Below are 18,368 nucleotides of genomic sequence, written 5' to 3' on the forward strand. Positions count from 1 at the left end.
CCGACTCGACCGGGTCCAGGGCGGGACGCGTCGCGTCACCGAACGGGTCGTTGCCACGCCAGCCCACGGTCCAGAGACCGAAGGTGAACCTGTCCTCGGGGGTGGGAGTGAAACGGTCCGACATGATGTGTCCGCCTTCGCCTGCCTCGGGCCCGGAGCCGTCGTCAGTACCCCGGACCTATTTGTTCACTGACCTGATTAATTATGCACACGGCACCGCGCGGACGTAACCCCCCCGGAGCACGAAACGAGGGCCGCCCCTGTTCCGCACGCCGTCCATCACGTAATTTGTTCGTCGCACTCCCAAAACCCGCATCACCAAAACCGCACGAGAAGAGGTAGCCCATGCCGCCGCGTACCGTCGTCATCGGCGTGGACAGCTCCACCCAGTCGACCAAGGCTGCGATCACCGACACCGAGACCGGTGAGCTGCTCGCCGTCGGCCGCGCCCCCCACGTCGTCACGGGTGAGGGCGGGGCGCGCGAGACCGACCCCGAGGTCTGGTGGCGGGCGCTGTGCGACGCCGTCGCGGCCGGGCTCAAGGAGTCCGGACTCTCCGCGTCCTCCGTCACCGGCATCGCCGTCGCGGGACAGCAGCACGGCCTCGTGACCCTCGACCGGTCCGGCCGTCCGCTGCGCCCCGCACTCCTGTGGAACGACACGCGCTCCGCGCCGCAGGCCGCGGCACTGATCGCCGAGCTGGGCGGGCCGGAGGCGTGGACCGCGCGCACCGGCACGGTGCCCGTCGCGTCCATGACCGCGACGAAGTGGCGGTGGCTGCGCGAGAACGACCCGGTGAACGCCGAGGCGACGGCTTCCGTGCGGCTGCCCCACGACTTCCTCACGGAGCGGCTCGCGGGCGTCGCGGCGACGGACCCTGGCGACGCGTCGGGCACCTGCTGGTACTCCACCGCGACGGGCGCGTACGACCCGGAGCTGCTGGACCGCCTCGGCCTGGACCTCTCCATGCTGCCGGAGGTCGCCGCCACGGGCGGGACCCGCATCGGCTCCCTGACCGAGGCGGCGGCCGGGGCGCTCGGCCTGCCGGCCGGGATCGCCGTCGCGGCCGGCACCGGGGACAACATGAGCGCCGCCGTGGGCCTCGGCCTGGGCGGCGCCGGACTGCTGGACCACCCCGTCCTGAGCCTCGGCACCTCGGGCACGGTGTTCGCCGCCTCCCGGGCCCGGCCCGCCTCCACGGCCCTCTCGGGGTTCGCCGCCGCCGACGGCACGTACCTCCCGCTGGCCTGCACCCTCAACTGCACCCTGGCCGTCGACAAGGTGGCCACCCTGCTCGGCCTGCACCGCGACGACGCGACGCCCGGCGGCGAGGCGGTCCTCCTTCCGTACCTGGACGGCGAACGCACCCCGGACCTGCCCACCTCGTCCGGGCTTCTCACCGGCCTGCGGCACGACACCACACCGCAGCAGCTGCTGGGCGCGGCGTACGAGGGCGCGGCCTTCACCGTGCTGCGGGCGCTCGACGAACTGCTGCGGGCGTGCGGCCTCGACCCGGCCGACCCCGAGGTCGCCGGCAGGCCGTTGCGGCTGATCGGCGGCGGCGCCCAGGGCCGCACCTGGGTGGAGACCGTGCGCCGGCTCTCCGGCAGGCCCCTGATCGTGCCGGGCAGCGGCGAACTGGTCGCGCTCGGCGCGGCCGCGCTGGCCGCTTCCGCGGCGGGCGGCGGAGACCCGGTCGCCATCGCGACCCGCTGGAACGCGAAGTCGCAGGACGCCGACGCCGAACTCCCGCCGGTGGAACGGGACACCGAGGCCTGGGAGCGCGTGGGTTCGGTGCTGGACAGGGCGGCGGAGCCCCTCCTCGGCGGATGAGGCAGGGCCCCGAAACCGCGTCCGTCGCGCGTGTTTTGGGGATGACTGTGGATCTTCAATAGGATCCGGCGATGATCATAAGAAAACGGCTGACGGCCGGGGTGTGCGTCGTGCTCGCCACCCTGGCCGCCGGGCTGGGCACCGCCCTTCCGGCCGCCGCCGACGAACCTCCCACCGCCGCGTCGCCCAAGGTCGAACTGGTCCTTGACGTCAGCGGCTCCATGCGCACCCGCGACATCGACGGGGAGTCCCGCATATCCGCCGCCAAGCAGGCGTTCAACGACGTCCTGGACGCGGTGCCCGAGGAGGTGGAGCTCGGCATCCGTACGCTCGGTGCCGACTATCCCGGCGACGACCGGAAGGTCGGCTGCAAGGACACCAGGCAGCTCTACCCGGTCGGCCCGCTCGACCGCACCGAGGCCAAGACCGCCGTCGCCACTCTGGCGCCGACCGGCTGGACCCCGATCGGACCCGCCCTGCTCGGCGCGGCCGACGACCTCGAGGGCGGGGACGCCACCCGGCGGATCGTCCTGATCACCGACGGCGAGGACACCTGCGGCCCGCTCGACCCCTGCGAGGTCGCGCGTGACATCGCCGCCCGGGGAATCCACCTCGTCATCGACACCCTGGGCCTGGTGCCGAACGCCAAGATCCGGCAGCAGCTGACCTGTATCGCCGAGGCCACCGGCGGCACCTACACGGCCGTCCAGCACACCGATGAACTCTCCGGCCGCGTCAAGCAGTTGGTCGACCGGGCGGCCGAGCCGGTCATCACCCCCGTGGCGACCGAGGGCGCGGGCAGCTGCTCCGCGGCCCCCGAGCTGAAGGCCGGGCTCTACACCGACCGGCAGGAGATCGGCAAGCACCGCTGGTACCGGGTGGACGTCCTGCCGGGCCAGGAACTGCGCGCCTCGGTGAGTGTCGGGGCGGACCGCGCCGTGCACGACGACTACGGCGTCCTGCTGCGCGCCGTGACCACGCACGGCCGTGAGATCGTCCGGGGTGCGGAATCCGGCACGGGGCGTACCGACGCCATCTCCGCCGGGCTGCGCTACCCGAAGTCCGAACAGGACGCCGTCGACGACTCCGACGTGAAGCCCGCCGCCGAGGCCGTCTGTCTCCAGCTCAGCAACTCCTTCTCGGCGCCCGCCTCCGTGAAGACCACACCCGGCATGCCGGTCGAGCTGACCATCGACCTGGTGGACGCCCCCGACGAGGCCGCCGACGTCGCCGCGTTCGGCCTGGGCCGTGGCTGGTGGCTGCTGGGCGCCATGGTGCTGACCGGACTGATCGCCGGTCTGCTGTTCGGCTGGATCTCGCGCTGGCGCGTCGCCGTATGGAGGACCAACTGATGCGTACGACCCGCAGGAACAACCTGAGACGCGGATGCGTGGGCGCGCTGCTGGCCGCCGTCACCCTGCTCACCTCGGGGGGCGCCGCCGTCGCCGACGACCCGTCCGCGAGCGCGAGCCCGGCGGAGGGCGGGACAGCGGGGCCGACGGAGGCGGGCACCACCTTCCGCACCGCCACGGAGATCCAGCAGGAGCAGACGGCCACCGCGGACGCGTCCACGGGTGACTACCTGTACTGGACCTTCCCTGCCGACGCCGGGCAACGCCCCACCGTCCGCGCGAAGGTGAGCCTTCCGGAGAGTGCCACCCGGCACGGCGCGTCGACGTGGCAGGTCGATGTGTACGACGGGCTCCGTCGTCGGCAGGCCTGCGTGTACGGCCACCAGACCAGGAAGGCGGCTCCGGACGCGGGCACCGTCGAGCTGTCCTGCGTGCTGCGTACGGTGCGCGCCTGGTCCGAGCCGTGGGCGTCCGACCCGCTGCCCGGCAGCTACTACGTACGCCTGACGGTGGTCGGCCTGGCCGAGGAGGACCTGGGCCTGCCGGTCCACGTCGAGACCGAGGTCACCGCGGCCGACCAGGGCGGCGCCCACGACGTGGACGGCGCCCTCGCCGAGCCCCTGGTGCCGGGCGTGTCCGCCGCCTCGGCGCAGAGCGGCACCACCTCGCTCGGCAGCGAGCCCGAGGACGGCTGGTCCTCCGCCTGGTGGACCGACCGCTGGCTGTGGACCGCCGGCGGCGGCGTACTCGCCGCGCTGGCGGCGGTGTTCGGCTACGGACTCACCCGCGGCGGCGGCCGCCCGTCCCGGGTACCTCCGGGGGTCTGACCGCGCAACACCCCGGCTCGAGGGCCGCAGGCCACCGCCTGCGGCCCTCAGGCATGCCGGGCCCCGGCACGGCGAACCCTCGTCGAACTCGCGACGACTGGCATTAGGCTCTGCAACTCACTTACTGCGCACGGCAGATGACGGGAGATTCCCATGTCCACGGAACCCGGTGCGGCCCTCGACGCCGAGCCGCGCGGTCACAGGCTCGTCCAGGGGCCGAGGGGGCTCCCCCTCCTGGGGAGCCTGCCGCAGTTCGGCAAGGACCCTCTCGGCTTCTTCGAGCGCCTGCGCCGGCACGGGGACATGGTGAGGTGGCGCTTCGGTCGCCACGACTGCGTCTTCATCGCCGACCCGGAGTGCGTCGGCGAGCTGCTCACCGAGACGGAACGCACCTTCGACCAGCCGCTGCTGGGCATCGCCTTCCGTACGGTCATGGGCAACGGTGTCGTCGTCGCACGCGGTACCGAATGGCGGCGCAAGCGGTCGCTGGTACAGCCGTCGGTGCGGCCCAAGCAGGTGAAGTCGTACGCCGCCACGATGACGGCGTGCGCGGTGGAGCTGGCCGACACCTGGTCCGGCGGCGAACGCGTCGACATCAAGCGGGAGATGGCGGCGCTGACGCAGAAGATCGCCGTGCGCACCATCTTCGGCGTGGACACACCGGCCGACGCCGAGTCGATGGGCCGCGCCATGGACATCGCCCAGCAGGAGATCGGCAAGGAGTTCAGCGGCCTCGGAGCCGTCCTGCCCGACTGGGTGCCGACGCCGGGGCGGGCCAGGATCAAGAAGGCCGCCGCGGTGATCGACGCGGAGGTCGGACGCGTGGTGGCCCGTCACCGCGACGGGGACGGGGAACGCCCCGACCTGCTGAGCCGGCTGCTCACCGCGGTGGACGAGAGCGGTGCGCGCCTCTCCGACCAGGAGATCCGCGACGAGACGGTCACCCTCTACATCGGCGGTCACGAGACGACCAGTTCCACGCTGGTGTGGACCTGGTATCTGCTCTCCCGCGCCCCGCAGGCCCTGGCGGCGCTCACCGAGGAGCTGGACCGGGTCCTCGGCGACCGCGAGCCGGGCATCGACGACTACGCACAACTGCCGTACGCCCAGGCAGTGGTGAAGGAGACCCTCCGGCTGTACCCGACGATCTGGCTGATCACCGGCATCGCCAAGGAGGGCGCCCGGATCGGCGGCATCCCGATGCCGGAGGGCACGCGGGTGTGGAGCAGCCAGTGGGTCACGCACCGGGATGAGCGGTGGTTCCCCGAGCCCGAGGCGTTCCGCCCGGAGCGCTGGGACGCGGAAGCCGGGGACGAGATCCCGGAGTACGCCTGGTATCCGTTCGGCGGCGGCCCCCGGGTCTGCCTCGGTACGCGCTTCGCGATGGTCGAGGCGGTGCTGATCCTCGCCGTGCTGGCGCGCCGGTTCCAGCTGGAGTTGGACCCGGGCACCGTCAACCCCGTGCCGGCGCTGACGCTGCAGCCGGACCGGGAGGTCATGGCGACCGTACGGGCGCGCTGAACGCGCCGACGGGTGAAGCGGGCCGGGAACGCTTGACCTCAAGTTTGCTTCAGGTCCTAGCGTGCCGTGTATACCGACCGACTCCGGAGGCACCTCATGGACATGGAAGTCACCGCGTGGCATTCGCTGCACAGCACGATCAACGCGGAGAAGGACCGCAGGCCCTTTTCCAGGGCCACGCTGCACCGCATCGCGGCGTTCGCCCGGCCGCACCGGGGCAGGATCCTCCGCTTCCTGCTCCTCAGTGTGGTGACCGCCCTGCTGGCGGTGGCCACCCCGGTACTGGCGGGGCGGGTCGTCGACGCGATCGTGCAGGGCCGGGATGCCGGCACGATCACCTGGATCGCCCTGCTCATCGCCCTGATCGCCGTGGCCGAGGCGGGGCTCGGGCTCCTCACCCGGTGGCTTTCCGCCACCCTCGGTGAAGGGCTGATCCTCGATCTGCGTACCTCCGTGTTCGACCACGTCCAGCGGATGCCCGTCGCCTTCTTCACCCGCACCCGGACCGGCGCGCTGGTCAGCAGGCTCAACAACGACGTGATCGGCGCCCAGCGCGCGTTCAGCAACACCCTGTCGGGCGTGGTCTCCAATCTCGTCACCCTGCTGCTGACCCTGGCCGTGATGCTCACCATCTCCTGGCAGATCACCCTGCTCGCCCTGGTGCTGCTGCCGGTGTTCGTCGTCCCCGCCCGCCGGATGGGCTCCCGGATGGCGGGGCTCCAGCGGGAGGCCGCCGCCCACAACGCCACCATGGGCACCCAGATGACCGAGCGCTTCTCGGCGCCCGGCGCGACCCTCGTCAAGCTCTTCGGCCGCCCCGCCGACGAGTCCGCCGAGTTCGCCGCCCGGGCGGGCCGGGTGCGCGACATCGGCGTACGCACGGCGATGCTCCAGTCCACCTTCATCACCGCGCTCACCCTGGTGTCGGCGCTGGCCCTCGCCCTCGTCTACGGGCTCGGCGGCTACTACGCCCTGCGCGGCAGCCTGGAGCCCGGGGCCGTCGTCGCCCTGGCCCTGCTCCTCACCCGCCTCTACGCCCCGCTGACCGCACTGGCGGGCGCCCGGGTCGAGGTGATGAGCGCCCTGGTCAGCTTCGAGCGGGTCTTCGAGATCCTCGACCTCCGGCCGCTGATCGCCGAGAAGCCCGACGCCCGCCGAGTGCCGGACGGGCCGGTGTCCGTGGAGTTCGACGGGGTCTCCTTCGGCTACCCCTCCGCCGACAAGGTCTCCCTCGCCTCACTCGAGGAGGTCGCCACGCTCGACTCGGGAGGCGGCACGCAGGTGCTGCACGACGTGTCCTTCACCGCCGAGCCGGGCCGGATGGTCGCGCTCGTCGGATCGTCCGGAGCCGGGAAGTCGACGATCGCACAGCTGCTCCCCCGGCTGTACGACACCGACGCCGGCGCCGTGCGGCTGAACGGCGTCGACGTACGCGATCTGACGGCCGACTCGATCCGCGAGACGCTCGGCATGGTCACCCAGGACGGGCACCTCTTCCACGAGTCGGTGCGGGCCAATCTGTTGCTCGCCCGGCCGGAGGCCACCGAGGAGGAGATCTGGGACGCGCTGCGCCGCTCCCGCCTGGACGGTCTGGTGGCATCGCTGCCCGAGGGACTGGACACGGTGGTCGGCGAGCGCGGCTACCGTCTCTCCGGCGGCGAACGCCAGCGGCTCACCATCGCCCGGCTGCTGCTGGCCCGTCAGCGGGTGGTGATCCTGGACGAGGCGACCGCACACCTGGACTCCACCTCGGAGGCGGCCGTCCAGGAGGCACTGACCGAGGCCCTGGCCGGCCGTACGGCCGTGGTGATCGCCCACCGCCTGTCGACGGTGCGGGCCGCGGACCTGATCCTGGTGGTCGAGGACGGCCGGGTCGTCGAACGGGGCACCCACGAGACGCTGCTGGCCGCCGGAGGGCGGTACGAGGAGCTGCACCGCGTCCAGTTCGACCGGCCGGGAGCGGAGAAGGCGGTCCCGCCCGTCCGTTGAACGGCGTACGCCGCGTGGTCCCGTCCGTGCCGGCCGGTCTCCCCGGCCGGCACGGACGGTCGCACGCCCTTGCACGGCGCCGCCGGACAAGCCGTTCCGCCCCCCTGACCCCCGGGGCGCAACAATGATACATACTACGGATTCTTGTATCTCACCGAGGTGGAAGGAACCCCATGGGTATCCACTTCAAGGCGGTCGACGACCACGGCCCTCGGGGGCGCCGTGTACGTCGCGGGCCTGGCGGGGAGCGGAGGAGACCTGACGCTGTCACTGCCCCGGCTGTTGCTGCAGCAGAAGCGGATCCAGGGGCTGATCATGGGATCCGGGAACCCGCGGCGTGACATCCCCCGCTACGCGGACCTGTATCTGCGGGGGCGCATGAACCTCGACGACCTCGTCTCCCGGAAGATCACCCTGGCCGACATCGACGCCGGATACGCCGCCCTCCGCGACCCCGATGTCGCACGGGTCGTCGTCACGTCCTTCTGAGCGCGCCCTTCGGGGCCCGGCAGGGGTGAGGGCCGACGGCCGCCGACCGGAAATGCGCTTGGGCGAGGCCGCGGGTTGTGCCAAGGTCACCCGGTGAACGCTCCCCGATGTGACCTGCTGCGCCGCCAGTTCGACCTGATTTGGTCGCTCTTCGAGTACCACCTCGAGCGGCTCGATCCTGAAGACCTCCTGTGGGAGCCCGCCCCCCTCTGCTGGACCGTGCGTCAGCAGGCTGACGGACGGTGGATACCGGACTGGGCCGAGACCGAACCCGATCCCGTTCCGGTTCCGACGATCGGTTGGCTGAGCTGGCACATCGACTGGTGGTGGAGTACGACGATCGCGCATTCCCTGGGCCGGAAGCCGAAGGACCGGACCGAGGTGGCCTGGCCGGGTGACGCCGGGAGAACCGTCAGCCGGCTGCGTGAGCTCCGGGAGGAGTGGCTGGGGGTGCTGGAGAGCCTCGACGACACGGATCTTGACGCCACCGCCCCGTTCTCGTGGGCGAACGACCCCGAGCACACGGTCGCCCACACGGTGGCGTGGGCGAACGCCGAGCTGATGAAGAATGTGGCGGAGATCGGCCAGATCCGCCTCATGCGTGCCGTGTCCACCGGCTGAGCGGCTCGTCGGGTCCGGTCCGGCGGAGCCTGCTCCGGGCCGCCGACGTGCGGCCCGTCGGCGTTGCACGCCTCCGTGGGCCGCTCGTAACGTGACCGATGCCCGTCGAGCCGGTCATCCCGGCCGCGGCCCGCACTGCCCCTCCCACCGCTGAAACCGGGTACGCATGAGTCAGTCACACTCCCCCTTCGGCGCATGGATCCGCCCGATGACCGCCCGCCACACCGGCGAGGAACACCGTTCGGCGACCATGCTCGAGCTGTTCTTCGACCTGTGCTTCGTCGCCGCGGTCGCCCAGGCGTCGGTCGCCTTCGAGCACGAACTCGCCGAGGGCCACATCGGGCACGGGATCCTCGGCTACGCGATGGTGTTCTTCGCGATCTGGTGGGCCTGGATGAACTTCACCTGGTTCGCCTCCGCGTACGACACCGACGACGTCCCGTACCGGCTGCTCACACTGGTCCAGATCGCCGGTGCGCTCGTCGTGGCCGCCGGGGCGGGTGAAGCCCTCGCACACGAGGACTTCACCGTCATCACCTGGGGCTACGTCGTCATGCGGCTCGCCATGGTCACGCAGTGGCTGCGCGCCGCCCGCTCCGACCCCGAACGCCGGCGCTCCTGCCTGCGCTACGCGGTCGGCATCCTCGTCGTGCAGGTCGGCTGGGTGGCCCGGCTGGCCTTGCCCGAGGACTGGGGGCTGCCGTTGTTCGCCGTCCTGGTCCTGGCCGAGATCGCTGTCCCCGTGTGGGCCGAGAGCGCGGCCATGACCACCTGGCACCCTCACCACATCGCCGAACGGTACGGCCTGTTCACCCTCATCGTGCTCGGCGAGACCATGACCGCGGCCACCGCGGCCGTCCGTACCGCCCTCGACGACGAGGCGGCACTCGGCGACATCGCGACCCTGGTCGTCGGCGGCGTACTGACCGTGTTCGCCCTGTGGTGGCTCTACTTCTCGCAGAACGCCCCGCGACGGCTCACCGGCCTCAAGGCGGCGATCCTGTGGGGCTACGGCCACTACCTGGTCTTCGCCTCGGCGGCCGCGGTCGGCGCCGGACTCGCGGTCAACGTCGCCCACGCCACCGGTCACGGTCACCTCTCCGACCGCGCCGCCGCAGCGACGTTCACCGTCCCGGCGGCCGTCTTCATCACCCTGGTGTGGCTGCTGCACCACCGGGCGGACGAACTCCGCAGCCGGAACGACCTCATCCACCCCGTAGCCGTACTCGCCGTGCTGGCCATGACGTTCACCCCGGTTCCGGTACTCGGTACCGGCATCCTCGCCGCCGCCCTCGTCGCCGCGACGCTCGTGGTGGCGGAGCGAGCGCGAGGCGGGGCGGATCTCCCGAAGGACGCTACGTGAACCGCAGTTCGGCCGGGTGCGCTACGCGCCGCAGGAGGGGCAGCGAGGTCGCCGCGGCCAACAGACAGGCCGCGTGGACGGCCACGGGTACGAGCAGCGGCAGCAGGGGGACGGGTCCGCTCGCGACGGTGGCGTACGCCACGTACACCACCGTTCCTCCGGCGCCCGCGAGCAGAAGTGCGGGGGCCAGAGGGACCGCCGTCTCCAGGAGCGTGGCTCGGGCGAGGATCGTGTGGGGCACGCCGGCGGCGGCCTGCGCCGCCAGCCCCCTGCGGCGGGTGGCCAGCGACTCGGCGGTGCCCACGGCGAGTCCGCAGAGGCTGATCGCCAGGGCGACCAGCACGGCGGCTCCGGCGAGGTCGATGCCGGTGGTGTAGAAGGCGAGGTCCACCGGCCGGTAGCCGACTTTCCCCAGCGCCGCGAGCAGTACCCCGCGGACCCCCACGAAAGCCACGCCGACGACCGTGACCAGCAACAGGGCGGCATGGGTGCGGGCGGCCGCCCACGGGTCGTGCGCGAGGCGGCTCGCGGCGATGAGTACCGCCGGGCTCTTCGCGCGGAGGGTGAGCCTGCGGCCCATGAACGCCGCGAACGCACCTGCCGCCCAGATCGAGCCCGCCCCGGTGAGGAGCACCACACCGAGGACCAGCAGCGCGAGCGGCTTCACGCTCCTGCCGGCCGGGGACAGATGGAGCAGCCCCGCCGCGGCGATCAGCCCGACCGCGAGCAGGGAGACGATCGCCGCCCGGCGTCCTCGGTCCGGGCCCGTTCCGCGCATCCGGTCGAGGGGTGAAGCGGCCACGTGACGCAGCGCGAAGACGCTCACCAGCGCGGCGACTACCGGTACGGCGAGCACGACCACCACGAAGCCCGCCCAGGCCACCGGAGGCGGGGTGTGTCCCGCTACGGCGAGGAGCACGGCGAACGCGGCGAAGCCTGCCGACGAGCCGGCCAGGCAGGCGAGCGCGGACTCCACCGCGGCGATTCTCCGCACCTGTGCGGGAGATGCCCCGGCGAGCCGCATCCCGGCCATCCGACGACGCCGGTGCACGGCACCGATGCGCGCGCACTGGCCGAGGAAGCCGAGCACCGGGATCAGCAGCAGCACGAGCGTGAGCACCACCCCCGCGCGCTCGCCGGGCCGGTCGAGCAGGCCGTGGGCGTACGGGATCGAGACCTGCCCTTGCACGGCGGCGACCGTCGCCGCCCCGAGGGCGAAGCCCGTGGCGAGCAGGGCACCCAGCAGGGTGAGCGAGATCCTCCACCACTCGCGGCGTTCCGAGCCGCGCGCGAGGATCCATGCGATGCGGATGTCAGCCTTCATGGCGAGCCGCCTCCCGACCGACGGTATCGGCCGAGCCCGAGTGGACGACCCCGTCACGCAGCGCCACCTCGCGGTCCGCGTACGCCGCGATCTGCGCGTCGTGGGTGATCAGCAGCACCGCCGTGCCCGCTTCCTTCGCGGTGTGCACCAGAGCGGTCATCACCTGTTCCCCGGCGAGCGTGTCGAGGGCCCCGGTCGGCTCGTCCGCGAAGACCGCCTTGGGCCCGGTGACCAAAGCCCTTGCCAGGGCGACCCGTTGGCTCTGCCCGCCACTCATCTCGCCAGGGCGCAGGTCCGCCTGCCCACGGACGCCGAAGCGCTCCAGCCACTCCCCCGCCCTCTCGTTCGCCGGGCCTCGACGGATACCCGCGAGCAGCAGCGGCAGCGCCACGTTGTCGAGCGCGGTGAGCTCGGGGATCAGCTGCCCGAACTGGAACACCACCCCGAAGTCATGGCGCCGGAACTCGCTCAGCCGTGCCTCGGACAGCAGGCCGAGCTGCTCGCCCCCGTAGGTGACGACGCCCTCGTCGGGGCGGACGATCCCCGACAGACAGTGCAGCAGGGTGGACTTCCCGCTGCCGCTCGTGCCCGTGACGGCCAGGATCTCGCCTTCGTGGAGGTCGAGGGAAGCGCCTCGCAGCGCCTCGGTCCTCCCGTACGACTTCCGCAGACCGCGCGCCGAGATCAGCGCGCCCGCCTCCGATGAGGGCTGTTCTTCCCGTGTGTTCATACTGCGTTGACCTCCGCGGTCAAGGTGTCGATGCGGGCCGTGGTGGTGGTCATCCACCGCACGTCGGCGTCGAGATGGACAAGGGCGTAGTCGGCGGAGAGCACCGTGCTGAGATCGGCGCCCGGCGCGGTCTTGAGCGCGGTGAGCTCGCGCATCCGTTCCATGTGGGCCGCGCGCTGCGCCCGCAGATGCGCTGCGGCGTCGGGCTTCCGTCCGTCCCGACCCGGCTGCGCGGGGGCCGCGGCGACGAGGATCGAGATCACGACCTTCGCGAAGATCTCGTTCGTCACGAAGGGGGCGGGCGCGGTGATCTCCTCGGCCCAGCGGCCCAGTTCACGTGATCCCTCACCGGTGGACCGGTACAGGGTCCGTTCCGGTCCGCCGTCGGAGTCGGTGCCGTCGACTGCGGCCAGACCGTCGCGTACCAGGCGTTGCAGCGTCGTGTAGACCTGCCCGTAAGCGAGTGGGCGGGCCTGCGGGAAGCGGGCGTCGTACTGCCGCTTCAGGTCGTAGCCGTGGCAGGGCCCGGCCGCGAGCAGGCCCAGGAGGACATGACGGGTACTCATACGCGCACTATATCCTCAGTACATGTACTGAGTGAATAGAAGCTGCTGAGGACCCGACACGCGCCAGCCGCCACGGCAGGTGCCGCGGCGGCTGACGGCGAGGCGGAGGGGTCCCCGGCTCAGGTCACCGGTCCAGCCACTTCTTCCAGGTGGCGGGGTGTTCCTCGATCCAGCGTGCGGCCGCCTCGTCGGGCGACAGCCGATCGGACGCGATCAACTTGGACACCTCGTTCTGGTCCTTCTCCGACCAGGTGAACTTCTTCAGGAAGGCCGCCGCGTCCCCGCCGCGCTTCGAGAAGTCCGCGTTGAGGTACTTCTGGAGCGGGGTCGTCGGGTACGCGCAGTCGATGTCCGCCGGGTCCTTGGCCGCGCAGGCGTCGGAGTACTCCGGGAGCTTCACCTCGACCATCGGCACGTCGTTGAACAGCCACTGCGGCTGGTACCAGTAGCTGAGGAAGGGCTTCTTCTCCTTGGCGAACTGCTGCATCTGGGTGATCTGCGCGGCCTCGGAACCGGCGAAGACGACCTTGTAGTCCAGGCCGAGATTCTTCACCAGCGCCTTGTCGTTGGTGACGTAGGACGGCGAACCGTCCATCAGCTGGCCCTTGTCGCCGCTCTCCGCGGTGCGCAGTTCGCCGGCGTACTTGTCGAGGTTCTTCCAGTCGGTGACGTCGGGGTGCTCGTCCGCCCAGTACTTGGGGACGTACCAGCCGATGTGGCCCGTGACTCCGAGGTCGCCGCCGGAGACGATCGTCTTCTTGTCCTTGACGTACAGCTGCTCCTGGTCGGGGTGGCCCCAGTCCTCCAGGATGGCGTCCACCCGGCCCTGGCTCAGGGCGTCCCAGGCGGGTACCTCGTCCGTCTGGACGAGATCGACGCGGTAGCCCAGTTCGTCCTCGAGGATCTTCTGCGCGACGGCCACGTTGGCCTGCGCGCCGACCCAGGACTGGACGGAGAGGGTGACGGTCTTGATGTCCGCGGGGGCCGCGAACGGGGACGCCTGCTTGGTCATGTCCGCCGCGCCGCAGCCGGTGACGGCCAGCAGCGCGCCGGCCGAGGCGACGATCGCGGACGTACGGAGACGGGCGCGGGTACGGGTACGGGTGCGAGCCATGTCAGCTCTCCTTCCGCTGGCGGCGGGCGGTGGGCTGGGTGACCCGGTCCAGCATCAGTCCCAGGCAGACGATCGCGGCGCCCGCGACGAGGCCGGTGGCCAGGTCGCCCTGGGCGAGACCGAAGACGACCTCGTAGCCGAGTGCGCCGGAGCCGACGAGGCCGCCGATGATGACGACCGCGAGGACCAGGACGACGCCCTGGTTGACGGCCAGCAGCAGTGCGGGCCTCGCCAGCGGGATCTGGACCTGGCGCAGTTGCTGACCGCTGGTGGCACCCAGCGAGCGGGCGCACTCCATCGCGGCGGGGTCGACACCCCGCAGGCCCTGGGTCGTGATGCGGACGACGGCGGGCAGCGCGTAGACGACCGCCGCCGCGGCGGCGGGGGCGCGGCCCACGCCGAAGAGGGCGACGACCGGGATGAGGTAGACGAACTGCGGCATGGTCTGGAAGACGTCCAGGACGGGGCGCAGCATGCGTTCGAGGCGTCGGCTGCGCGCGGCGCCGACGGCGATGCCGAAGCCCAGGACCAGGGTGACCGCCACGGCGGCGATGACCTGGCTGAGGGTGTCCATCGACAGGTCCCAGACGCCGAGTACCCCGATGGCCGCCATGGCCAGCACGGCGGTGAGCGCGGTGCGCCAGGTGCCGATGGTCCAGGCGAGGGCGGCGACGATCAGCAGGACGGACCACCAGGGAAGTCCCTGCAGTCCGCTGCGGAGCGGGTTGAGGATCCAGTTGGTGAAGTGGGCGGCCCAGTCGGCGGTGCCGCCGACGACGGGGATGCCGGTGTAGAGGTGGTCGACCATCCAGTCCTTGGCCGTGTTGACCGGCCCCGCGATGGCGACGACGCCGCCCTCGGGCCAGATGCGGCCGCCCGTGAAGCGGCCCACGACGGCGACGGCCGCGGCGATCAGGGCGGCGAGCCCCCAGCCGCGCGCCCCGCGCAGGGCCACCGGACCGGTGGGTTCCGTGCCGGCCTTCCGGCCTGCCGCCTCGGTCGTACGGTCCAGGACGACGGCCAGCAGCACGATGGGGATGCCCGCGGCGAGCGCGGCGCCGACGTCGACGGAGGAGAGCGCCTGGTAGACGCGGTCGCCGAGACCGCCTGCGCCGATCACGGAGGCGATGACGGCCATGGACAGCGCCATCATGATGGTCTGGTTGAGGCCGAGGAGCAGCTCCTTGCGGGCCAGCGGCAGCCGGGCGCTGAACAGGCGCTGCCGGCCGGTCGCGCCGAGCGAGGCGACGGCTTCCATGACGCCCGCGTCGGCGCCGCGCAGTCCGAGTGCGGTGAGCCGGGCCATCGGCGGAGCGGCGTAGACGACGGTCGCGAGGACCGCGCCGGGGACGCCGATGCCGAAGACCAGCACGACGGGCAGCAGATAGGCGAAGGCGGGCAGCACCTGCATGGTGTCCAGCACGGGGCGCAGGACACGGAACGTACGGTCGGAGAGGCCGGCGGCGAGCCCGAGGAGCAGGCCCAGCACCACCGAGGCGAGGACGGCGACGGTCATCAGGGCGAGGGTCTGCATGGTCGGCACCCACATGCCGAGCAGCCCGCAGACGAGGAAGGACGCTCCGGCGGTCAGCGCGAGGCGCCAACCGGCCGTCCGCCAGGCGACGAGCGCGGCCACGGCGGTGACACCGGCCCAGCCGAGTGCGAGGAGCGCGAGGTAGACGCCGCGCACCGACAGGACCACGGCGTTGCTGATGTGGCCGAAGAAGTAGAGGAACAGCGGGTGGCTGTCGCGGTTGCCGATGATCCAGTCGTTGACCTCGCCGAGCGGTCCGCTCAGGTCGACGGTCAGTGCGCCGGGCCAGACCCCGCCGCCCCAGCGGGCGTGCGCGAAGGGCACTGCGGCGAAGGCGAGCACGAGCAGCAGAAGGATCTTGCCCAGGGCCGGCCGGGCGCGCAGGACGGCGAGCGGGCCGCTCCCCGGGGGTCCGGAGGCGGTACGGGTGGTGGCTTGCGCGGTGGCCATCAGACGGTCACCTCACGGGCTCCCGGGGCCCCGTGAGGCCCCGCGACGACACCGAGCAGACACGCGTGGTCGACGACGCCGAGCAGCCTGCCGTCCTCCATGACGCGGGCGACCGGGTCGCCGGAGCGGGCGACGGCCTCGATGGCTTCGGAGACGGTGGCCCCGGGGAGGACGGCGGGGCCGTTGCCGCTCTCGTCGGCGGTCGGCGGACGCATGGCGCTGGCGACGGTGAGGACCTGCTCGCGCGGGACGTCCCGGACGAATTCGCGGACGTAGTCGTCGGCGGGCGACCCGACGATCTCCTCGGGGGTGCCGAGCTGGACGATGCCGCCGTCGCGCATCAGCGCGATGCGGGTGCCCAGGCGGAGCGCCTCGCTGAGGTCGTGGGTGATGAAGACCATGGTGCGGCCCTCCTCGCGGTGCAGCCGGACGACCTCGTCCTGCATCTCACGCCGGATCAGCGGGTCGAGTGCGCTGAACGGTTCATCGAAGAGGAGGACCGAGGGGTCGACGGCGAGCGCGCGGGCCAGCCCGACGCGCTGCTGCTGCCCGCCGGAGAGCTGGGCGGGCCGACGGTCCTCCAGGCCCGCGAGGCCGACCTTCTCGACCAGTTCGGCGGCCTTGGCGCGCCGTTCGGTCCTGCCGAGGCCCTGGATCTCCAGGCCGTAGGCGACGTTGTCGAGGACCGTGCGGTGCGGCAGCAGCCCGAAGTGCTGGAAGACCATCGCGGCGCGGTGGCGGCGCAGTTCACGCAGCCGGGTGGTGTCCATGCCCAGGACGTCCTCGCCGTCGATGGCGAGGGTGCCGCTGGTGGGCTCGATGAGCCGGGTCAGACAGCGTACGAGGGTGGACTTGCCGGAGCCCGAGAGGCCCATGACGACGAAGACCTCGCCCTTTTCGACGTCGAAGGAGACGTCGCGCACGGCGGCGGTGCAGCCGGTGCGCTCGCGCAGTTCGGTGGGGCTCAGGGCCGCGTGTTCGCTGCCCGGGATGCGATCGGCCTTGGGCCCGAACACCTTCCAGAGGTTCCGGACGCTGAACACAGGGGTACTGGCTTCGCTCATCGGACATCGCCTCCGGTGGTCGGGGTCGCTCGGAGCAGCTCGGCGCACTTCTCGCCCACCATCAGCACACCGATCATGGGGTTCACGGCGGGCATGGTCGGGAAGACGGACGCGTCGGCGATGCGGATGCCCTCCAGGCCCTGGATGCGCAACTGCGGGTCGACGACGGCGTCCGGGTCGCCCACGGACCCGATGCGGCAGGTGCCGGCCGGGTGGTAGACGGTGTGCGCGACCTTGCGGGCGTACTCGCTGATGTCCTCGTCGGACGTGACCTCGGGCCCGGGGCACACCTCGCGCTTGAGCCAGTGCGCCAGTGGTTCGCTCTTCGCTATCTCGCGGGCGAGCTTGATGCCGTCGACCAGGGTGCGGCCGTCGTAGTCGTCCTCGTCGGTGAAGTAGCGGAAGTCCAGGGCGGGCTTGACCTCGGGATCGGCGCTGGTGAGGTAGAGCCGGCCACGGCTGCGCGGCTTGGGGATGTTCGGGGTCATCGACACACCGTGCTCGGGCTTCTCGTAGCCGAGGCGCTCCGGGTTGTCGGTGAAGGGGATCTGGTAGAAGTGGAACATCAGGTCGGGGCCTCGGGAATCGGGGTCCCGGCGCACGAAGAGGCCCGCGTCGGAGTCCATCGCGGAGTTCTCCGGGATGGGCCCGTCCGTCTCCCAGACGATGACCGACTCGGGGTGGTCGAGCAGGTTCTCGCCGACGCCCGGGGCGTCGTGGAGGACGGGGATACCGAGTGCGGTGAGGTCCTTCGCCGGTCCGATTCCGGAGTGCATCAGCAGCCGCGGGGTGTCGACCGCGCCCGCGCAGACGATGACTTCACGGGCGGCGCGCAGCAGCAGCTCCTCGCCGTCCTTGGTGCGCACGTGCACCCCGGTGGCCCGGTCGCCGTCGAACTCCAGGCGGTACGCCCATGTCTCCAGCAGGATCGAGAGGTTGGGGCGGTCACCGGCCTCGATGTGCGGGTGGAGATAGGCGACGGACGCGGAGGAGCGCTTGTTGTTCTCCGGGTGGTAGGCGAGGTCGAAGAAGCCGGCGCCCTCGTGGAAGGGCTTCTTGTTGAAGCTGTCGACGCGCGGGACTCCGGCCGCCGCCTGGGCGGCGTCGACGAAGTCGCGGGCGATGGCGTTCCGGTCCTTCTCGTCGACGGGCACGATGTTGTTGCGCAGCCGGGCGAAGTAGGGGTCCATCGCGGCGGCGTCCCAGCCGTCGGCGCCGGCCTCGGCCCATTCGTCCCAGTCGCCGGGCAGCGGCTTGAAGCTGATCAGCGTGTTGTGCGAGGAACAGCCGCCGAGGACGCGGGCGCGGCTGTGCCGGATGTGGGAGTTGCCGCGGGGCTGTTCGGTGGTGGGGTAGTCGTAGTCGAGGTCGCCGCCGAGGAGGCCGAGCCAGCGCCGGAGGGTGAGGACGTCCTCGCGGTCGATGTCGGTCGGGCCGCCCTCGATGACGGTGACGGTGACGTCGGGGTCCTCGGTGAGGCGGGAGGCGATGACCGAGCCGGCGGTGCCGCCTCCGACGATCACGTAGTCCACGGGTTCGGGGCGTGCGGTGCTGGGGGACGGAGGCATCGGTCACTGCTCCTTCTGCAAGG

At 71.8% G+C, this 18,368-nt stretch carries 15 protein-coding genes and 1 pseudogene; 8 read left to right on the plus strand and 8 right to left on the minus strand.

What is annotated here, in order from left to right; all coding sequences use genetic code 11:
* Window positions 1-124, minus strand: a pseudogene (locus ACFYQ5_RS09300) (xylose isomerase); the annotation flags it as partial.
* A gap of 221 nt (window positions 125-345) precedes the next feature.
* On the opposite strand from ACFYQ5_RS09300, the gene xylB reads away from it, so the two are divergent.
* From xylB to ACFYQ5_RS09340, 8 genes are all read left to right on the plus strand, one after another.
* Window positions 346-1,833, plus strand: a complete 1,488-nt coding sequence (xylB, locus tag ACFYQ5_RS09305; RefSeq protein ID WP_389195398.1) for a xylulokinase — start codon at window positions 346-348, stop codon at window positions 1,831-1,833.
* A gap of 71 nt (window positions 1,834-1,904) precedes the next feature.
* Window positions 1,905-3,185 (plus strand): VWA domain-containing protein, encoded by a 1,281-nt coding sequence (locus ACFYQ5_RS09310; protein WP_389195401.1) that lies wholly within the window; start codon window positions 1,905-1,907, stop codon window positions 3,183-3,185.
* Window positions 3,185-4,012, plus strand: coding sequence for a hypothetical protein (locus ACFYQ5_RS09315; RefSeq protein WP_389195403.1), 828 nt, complete (start codon window positions 3,185-3,187; stop codon window positions 4,010-4,012). Before ACFYQ5_RS09310 ends, ACFYQ5_RS09315 begins: the two co-directional genes overlap by 1 nt.
* A 153-nt stretch (window positions 4,013-4,165) precedes the next feature.
* On the plus strand, window positions 4,166-5,533 hold the full coding sequence (locus ACFYQ5_RS09320) for a cytochrome P450 (protein ID WP_389195405.1): 1,368 nt from the start codon (window positions 4,166-4,168) through the stop codon (window positions 5,531-5,533).
* Window positions 5,534-5,629: 96 nt separating this feature from the next.
* Window positions 5,630-7,522: an ABC transporter ATP-binding protein gene (locus ACFYQ5_RS09325; protein WP_389195408.1), complete on the plus strand. Its 1,893-nt coding sequence runs from the start codon at window positions 5,630-5,632 to the stop codon at window positions 7,520-7,522.
* 222 nt (window positions 7,523-7,744) lie between these two features.
* Window positions 7,745-8,011, plus strand: coding sequence for a hypothetical protein (locus ACFYQ5_RS09330; protein WP_389195410.1), 267 nt, complete (start codon window positions 7,745-7,747; stop codon window positions 8,009-8,011).
* Window positions 8,012-8,104: 93 nt separating this feature from the next.
* Window positions 8,105-8,632 (plus strand): DinB family protein, encoded by a 528-nt coding sequence (locus tag ACFYQ5_RS09335; protein WP_389195413.1) that lies wholly within the window; start codon window positions 8,105-8,107, stop codon window positions 8,630-8,632.
* A gap of 166 nt (window positions 8,633-8,798) precedes the next feature.
* Entirely contained in the window at window positions 8,799-9,995 is a 1,197-nt protein-coding gene (locus tag ACFYQ5_RS09340) for a low temperature requirement protein A (RefSeq protein WP_389195416.1), read from the plus strand.
* Here ACFYQ5_RS09340 and ACFYQ5_RS09345 read toward each other — a convergent pair.
* The 7 genes from ACFYQ5_RS09345 to ACFYQ5_RS09375 all read right to left on the minus strand — a co-directional run bounded on the left by ACFYQ5_RS09345 (window position 9,988) and on the right by ACFYQ5_RS09375 (window position 18,345).
* Complete coding sequence (locus tag ACFYQ5_RS09345; RefSeq protein WP_389195419.1) at window positions 9,988-11,319, minus strand: FtsX-like permease family protein; 1,332 nt, start codon at window positions 11,317-11,319, stop codon at window positions 9,988-9,990. The genes ACFYQ5_RS09340 and ACFYQ5_RS09345 overlap by 8 nt on opposite strands.
* On the minus strand, window positions 11,309-12,049 hold the full coding sequence (locus ACFYQ5_RS09350; RefSeq protein ID WP_389195422.1) for an ABC transporter ATP-binding protein: 741 nt from the start codon (window positions 12,047-12,049) through the stop codon (window positions 11,309-11,311). Before ACFYQ5_RS09350 ends, ACFYQ5_RS09345 begins: the two co-directional genes overlap by 11 nt.
* Window positions 12,046-12,615 carry a PadR family transcriptional regulator gene (locus ACFYQ5_RS09355; protein WP_389195426.1) on the minus strand — a complete coding sequence of 190 codons (570 nt, stop codon included), beginning with the start codon at window positions 12,613-12,615 and terminating at the stop codon, window positions 12,046-12,048. Before ACFYQ5_RS09355 ends, ACFYQ5_RS09350 begins: the two co-directional genes overlap by 4 nt.
* A 124-nt stretch (window positions 12,616-12,739) precedes the next feature.
* Entirely contained in the window at window positions 12,740-13,729 is a 990-nt protein-coding gene (locus tag ACFYQ5_RS09360; RefSeq protein WP_389195429.1) for an ABC transporter substrate-binding protein, read from the minus strand.
* A 1-nt stretch (window position 13,730) separates the two neighbouring features.
* Complete coding sequence (locus ACFYQ5_RS09365) at window positions 13,731-15,713, minus strand: ABC transporter permease (RefSeq protein ID WP_389195432.1); 1,983 nt, start codon at window positions 15,711-15,713, stop codon at window positions 13,731-13,733.
* Window positions 15,713-16,777 carry a glycine betaine/L-proline ABC transporter ATP-binding protein gene (locus tag ACFYQ5_RS09370; protein WP_389195434.1) on the minus strand — a complete coding sequence of 355 codons (1,065 nt, stop codon included), beginning with the start codon at window positions 16,775-16,777 and terminating at the stop codon, window positions 15,713-15,715. The genes ACFYQ5_RS09365 and ACFYQ5_RS09370 overlap by 1 nt, the downstream gene beginning before the upstream one ends.
* Window positions 16,774-18,345 (minus strand): GMC family oxidoreductase, encoded by a 1,572-nt coding sequence (locus ACFYQ5_RS09375; protein ID WP_389195437.1) that lies wholly within the window; start codon window positions 18,343-18,345, stop codon window positions 16,774-16,776. The genes ACFYQ5_RS09370 and ACFYQ5_RS09375 overlap by 4 nt, the downstream gene beginning before the upstream one ends.
* Window positions 18,346-18,368: the final 23 nt, after the last annotated feature.

Origin of the sequence: Streptomyces sp. NPDC005794 (assembly GCF_042871445.1) — a bacterium.
GTDB lineage: Bacteria > Actinomycetota > Actinomycetes > Streptomycetales > Streptomycetaceae > Streptomyces.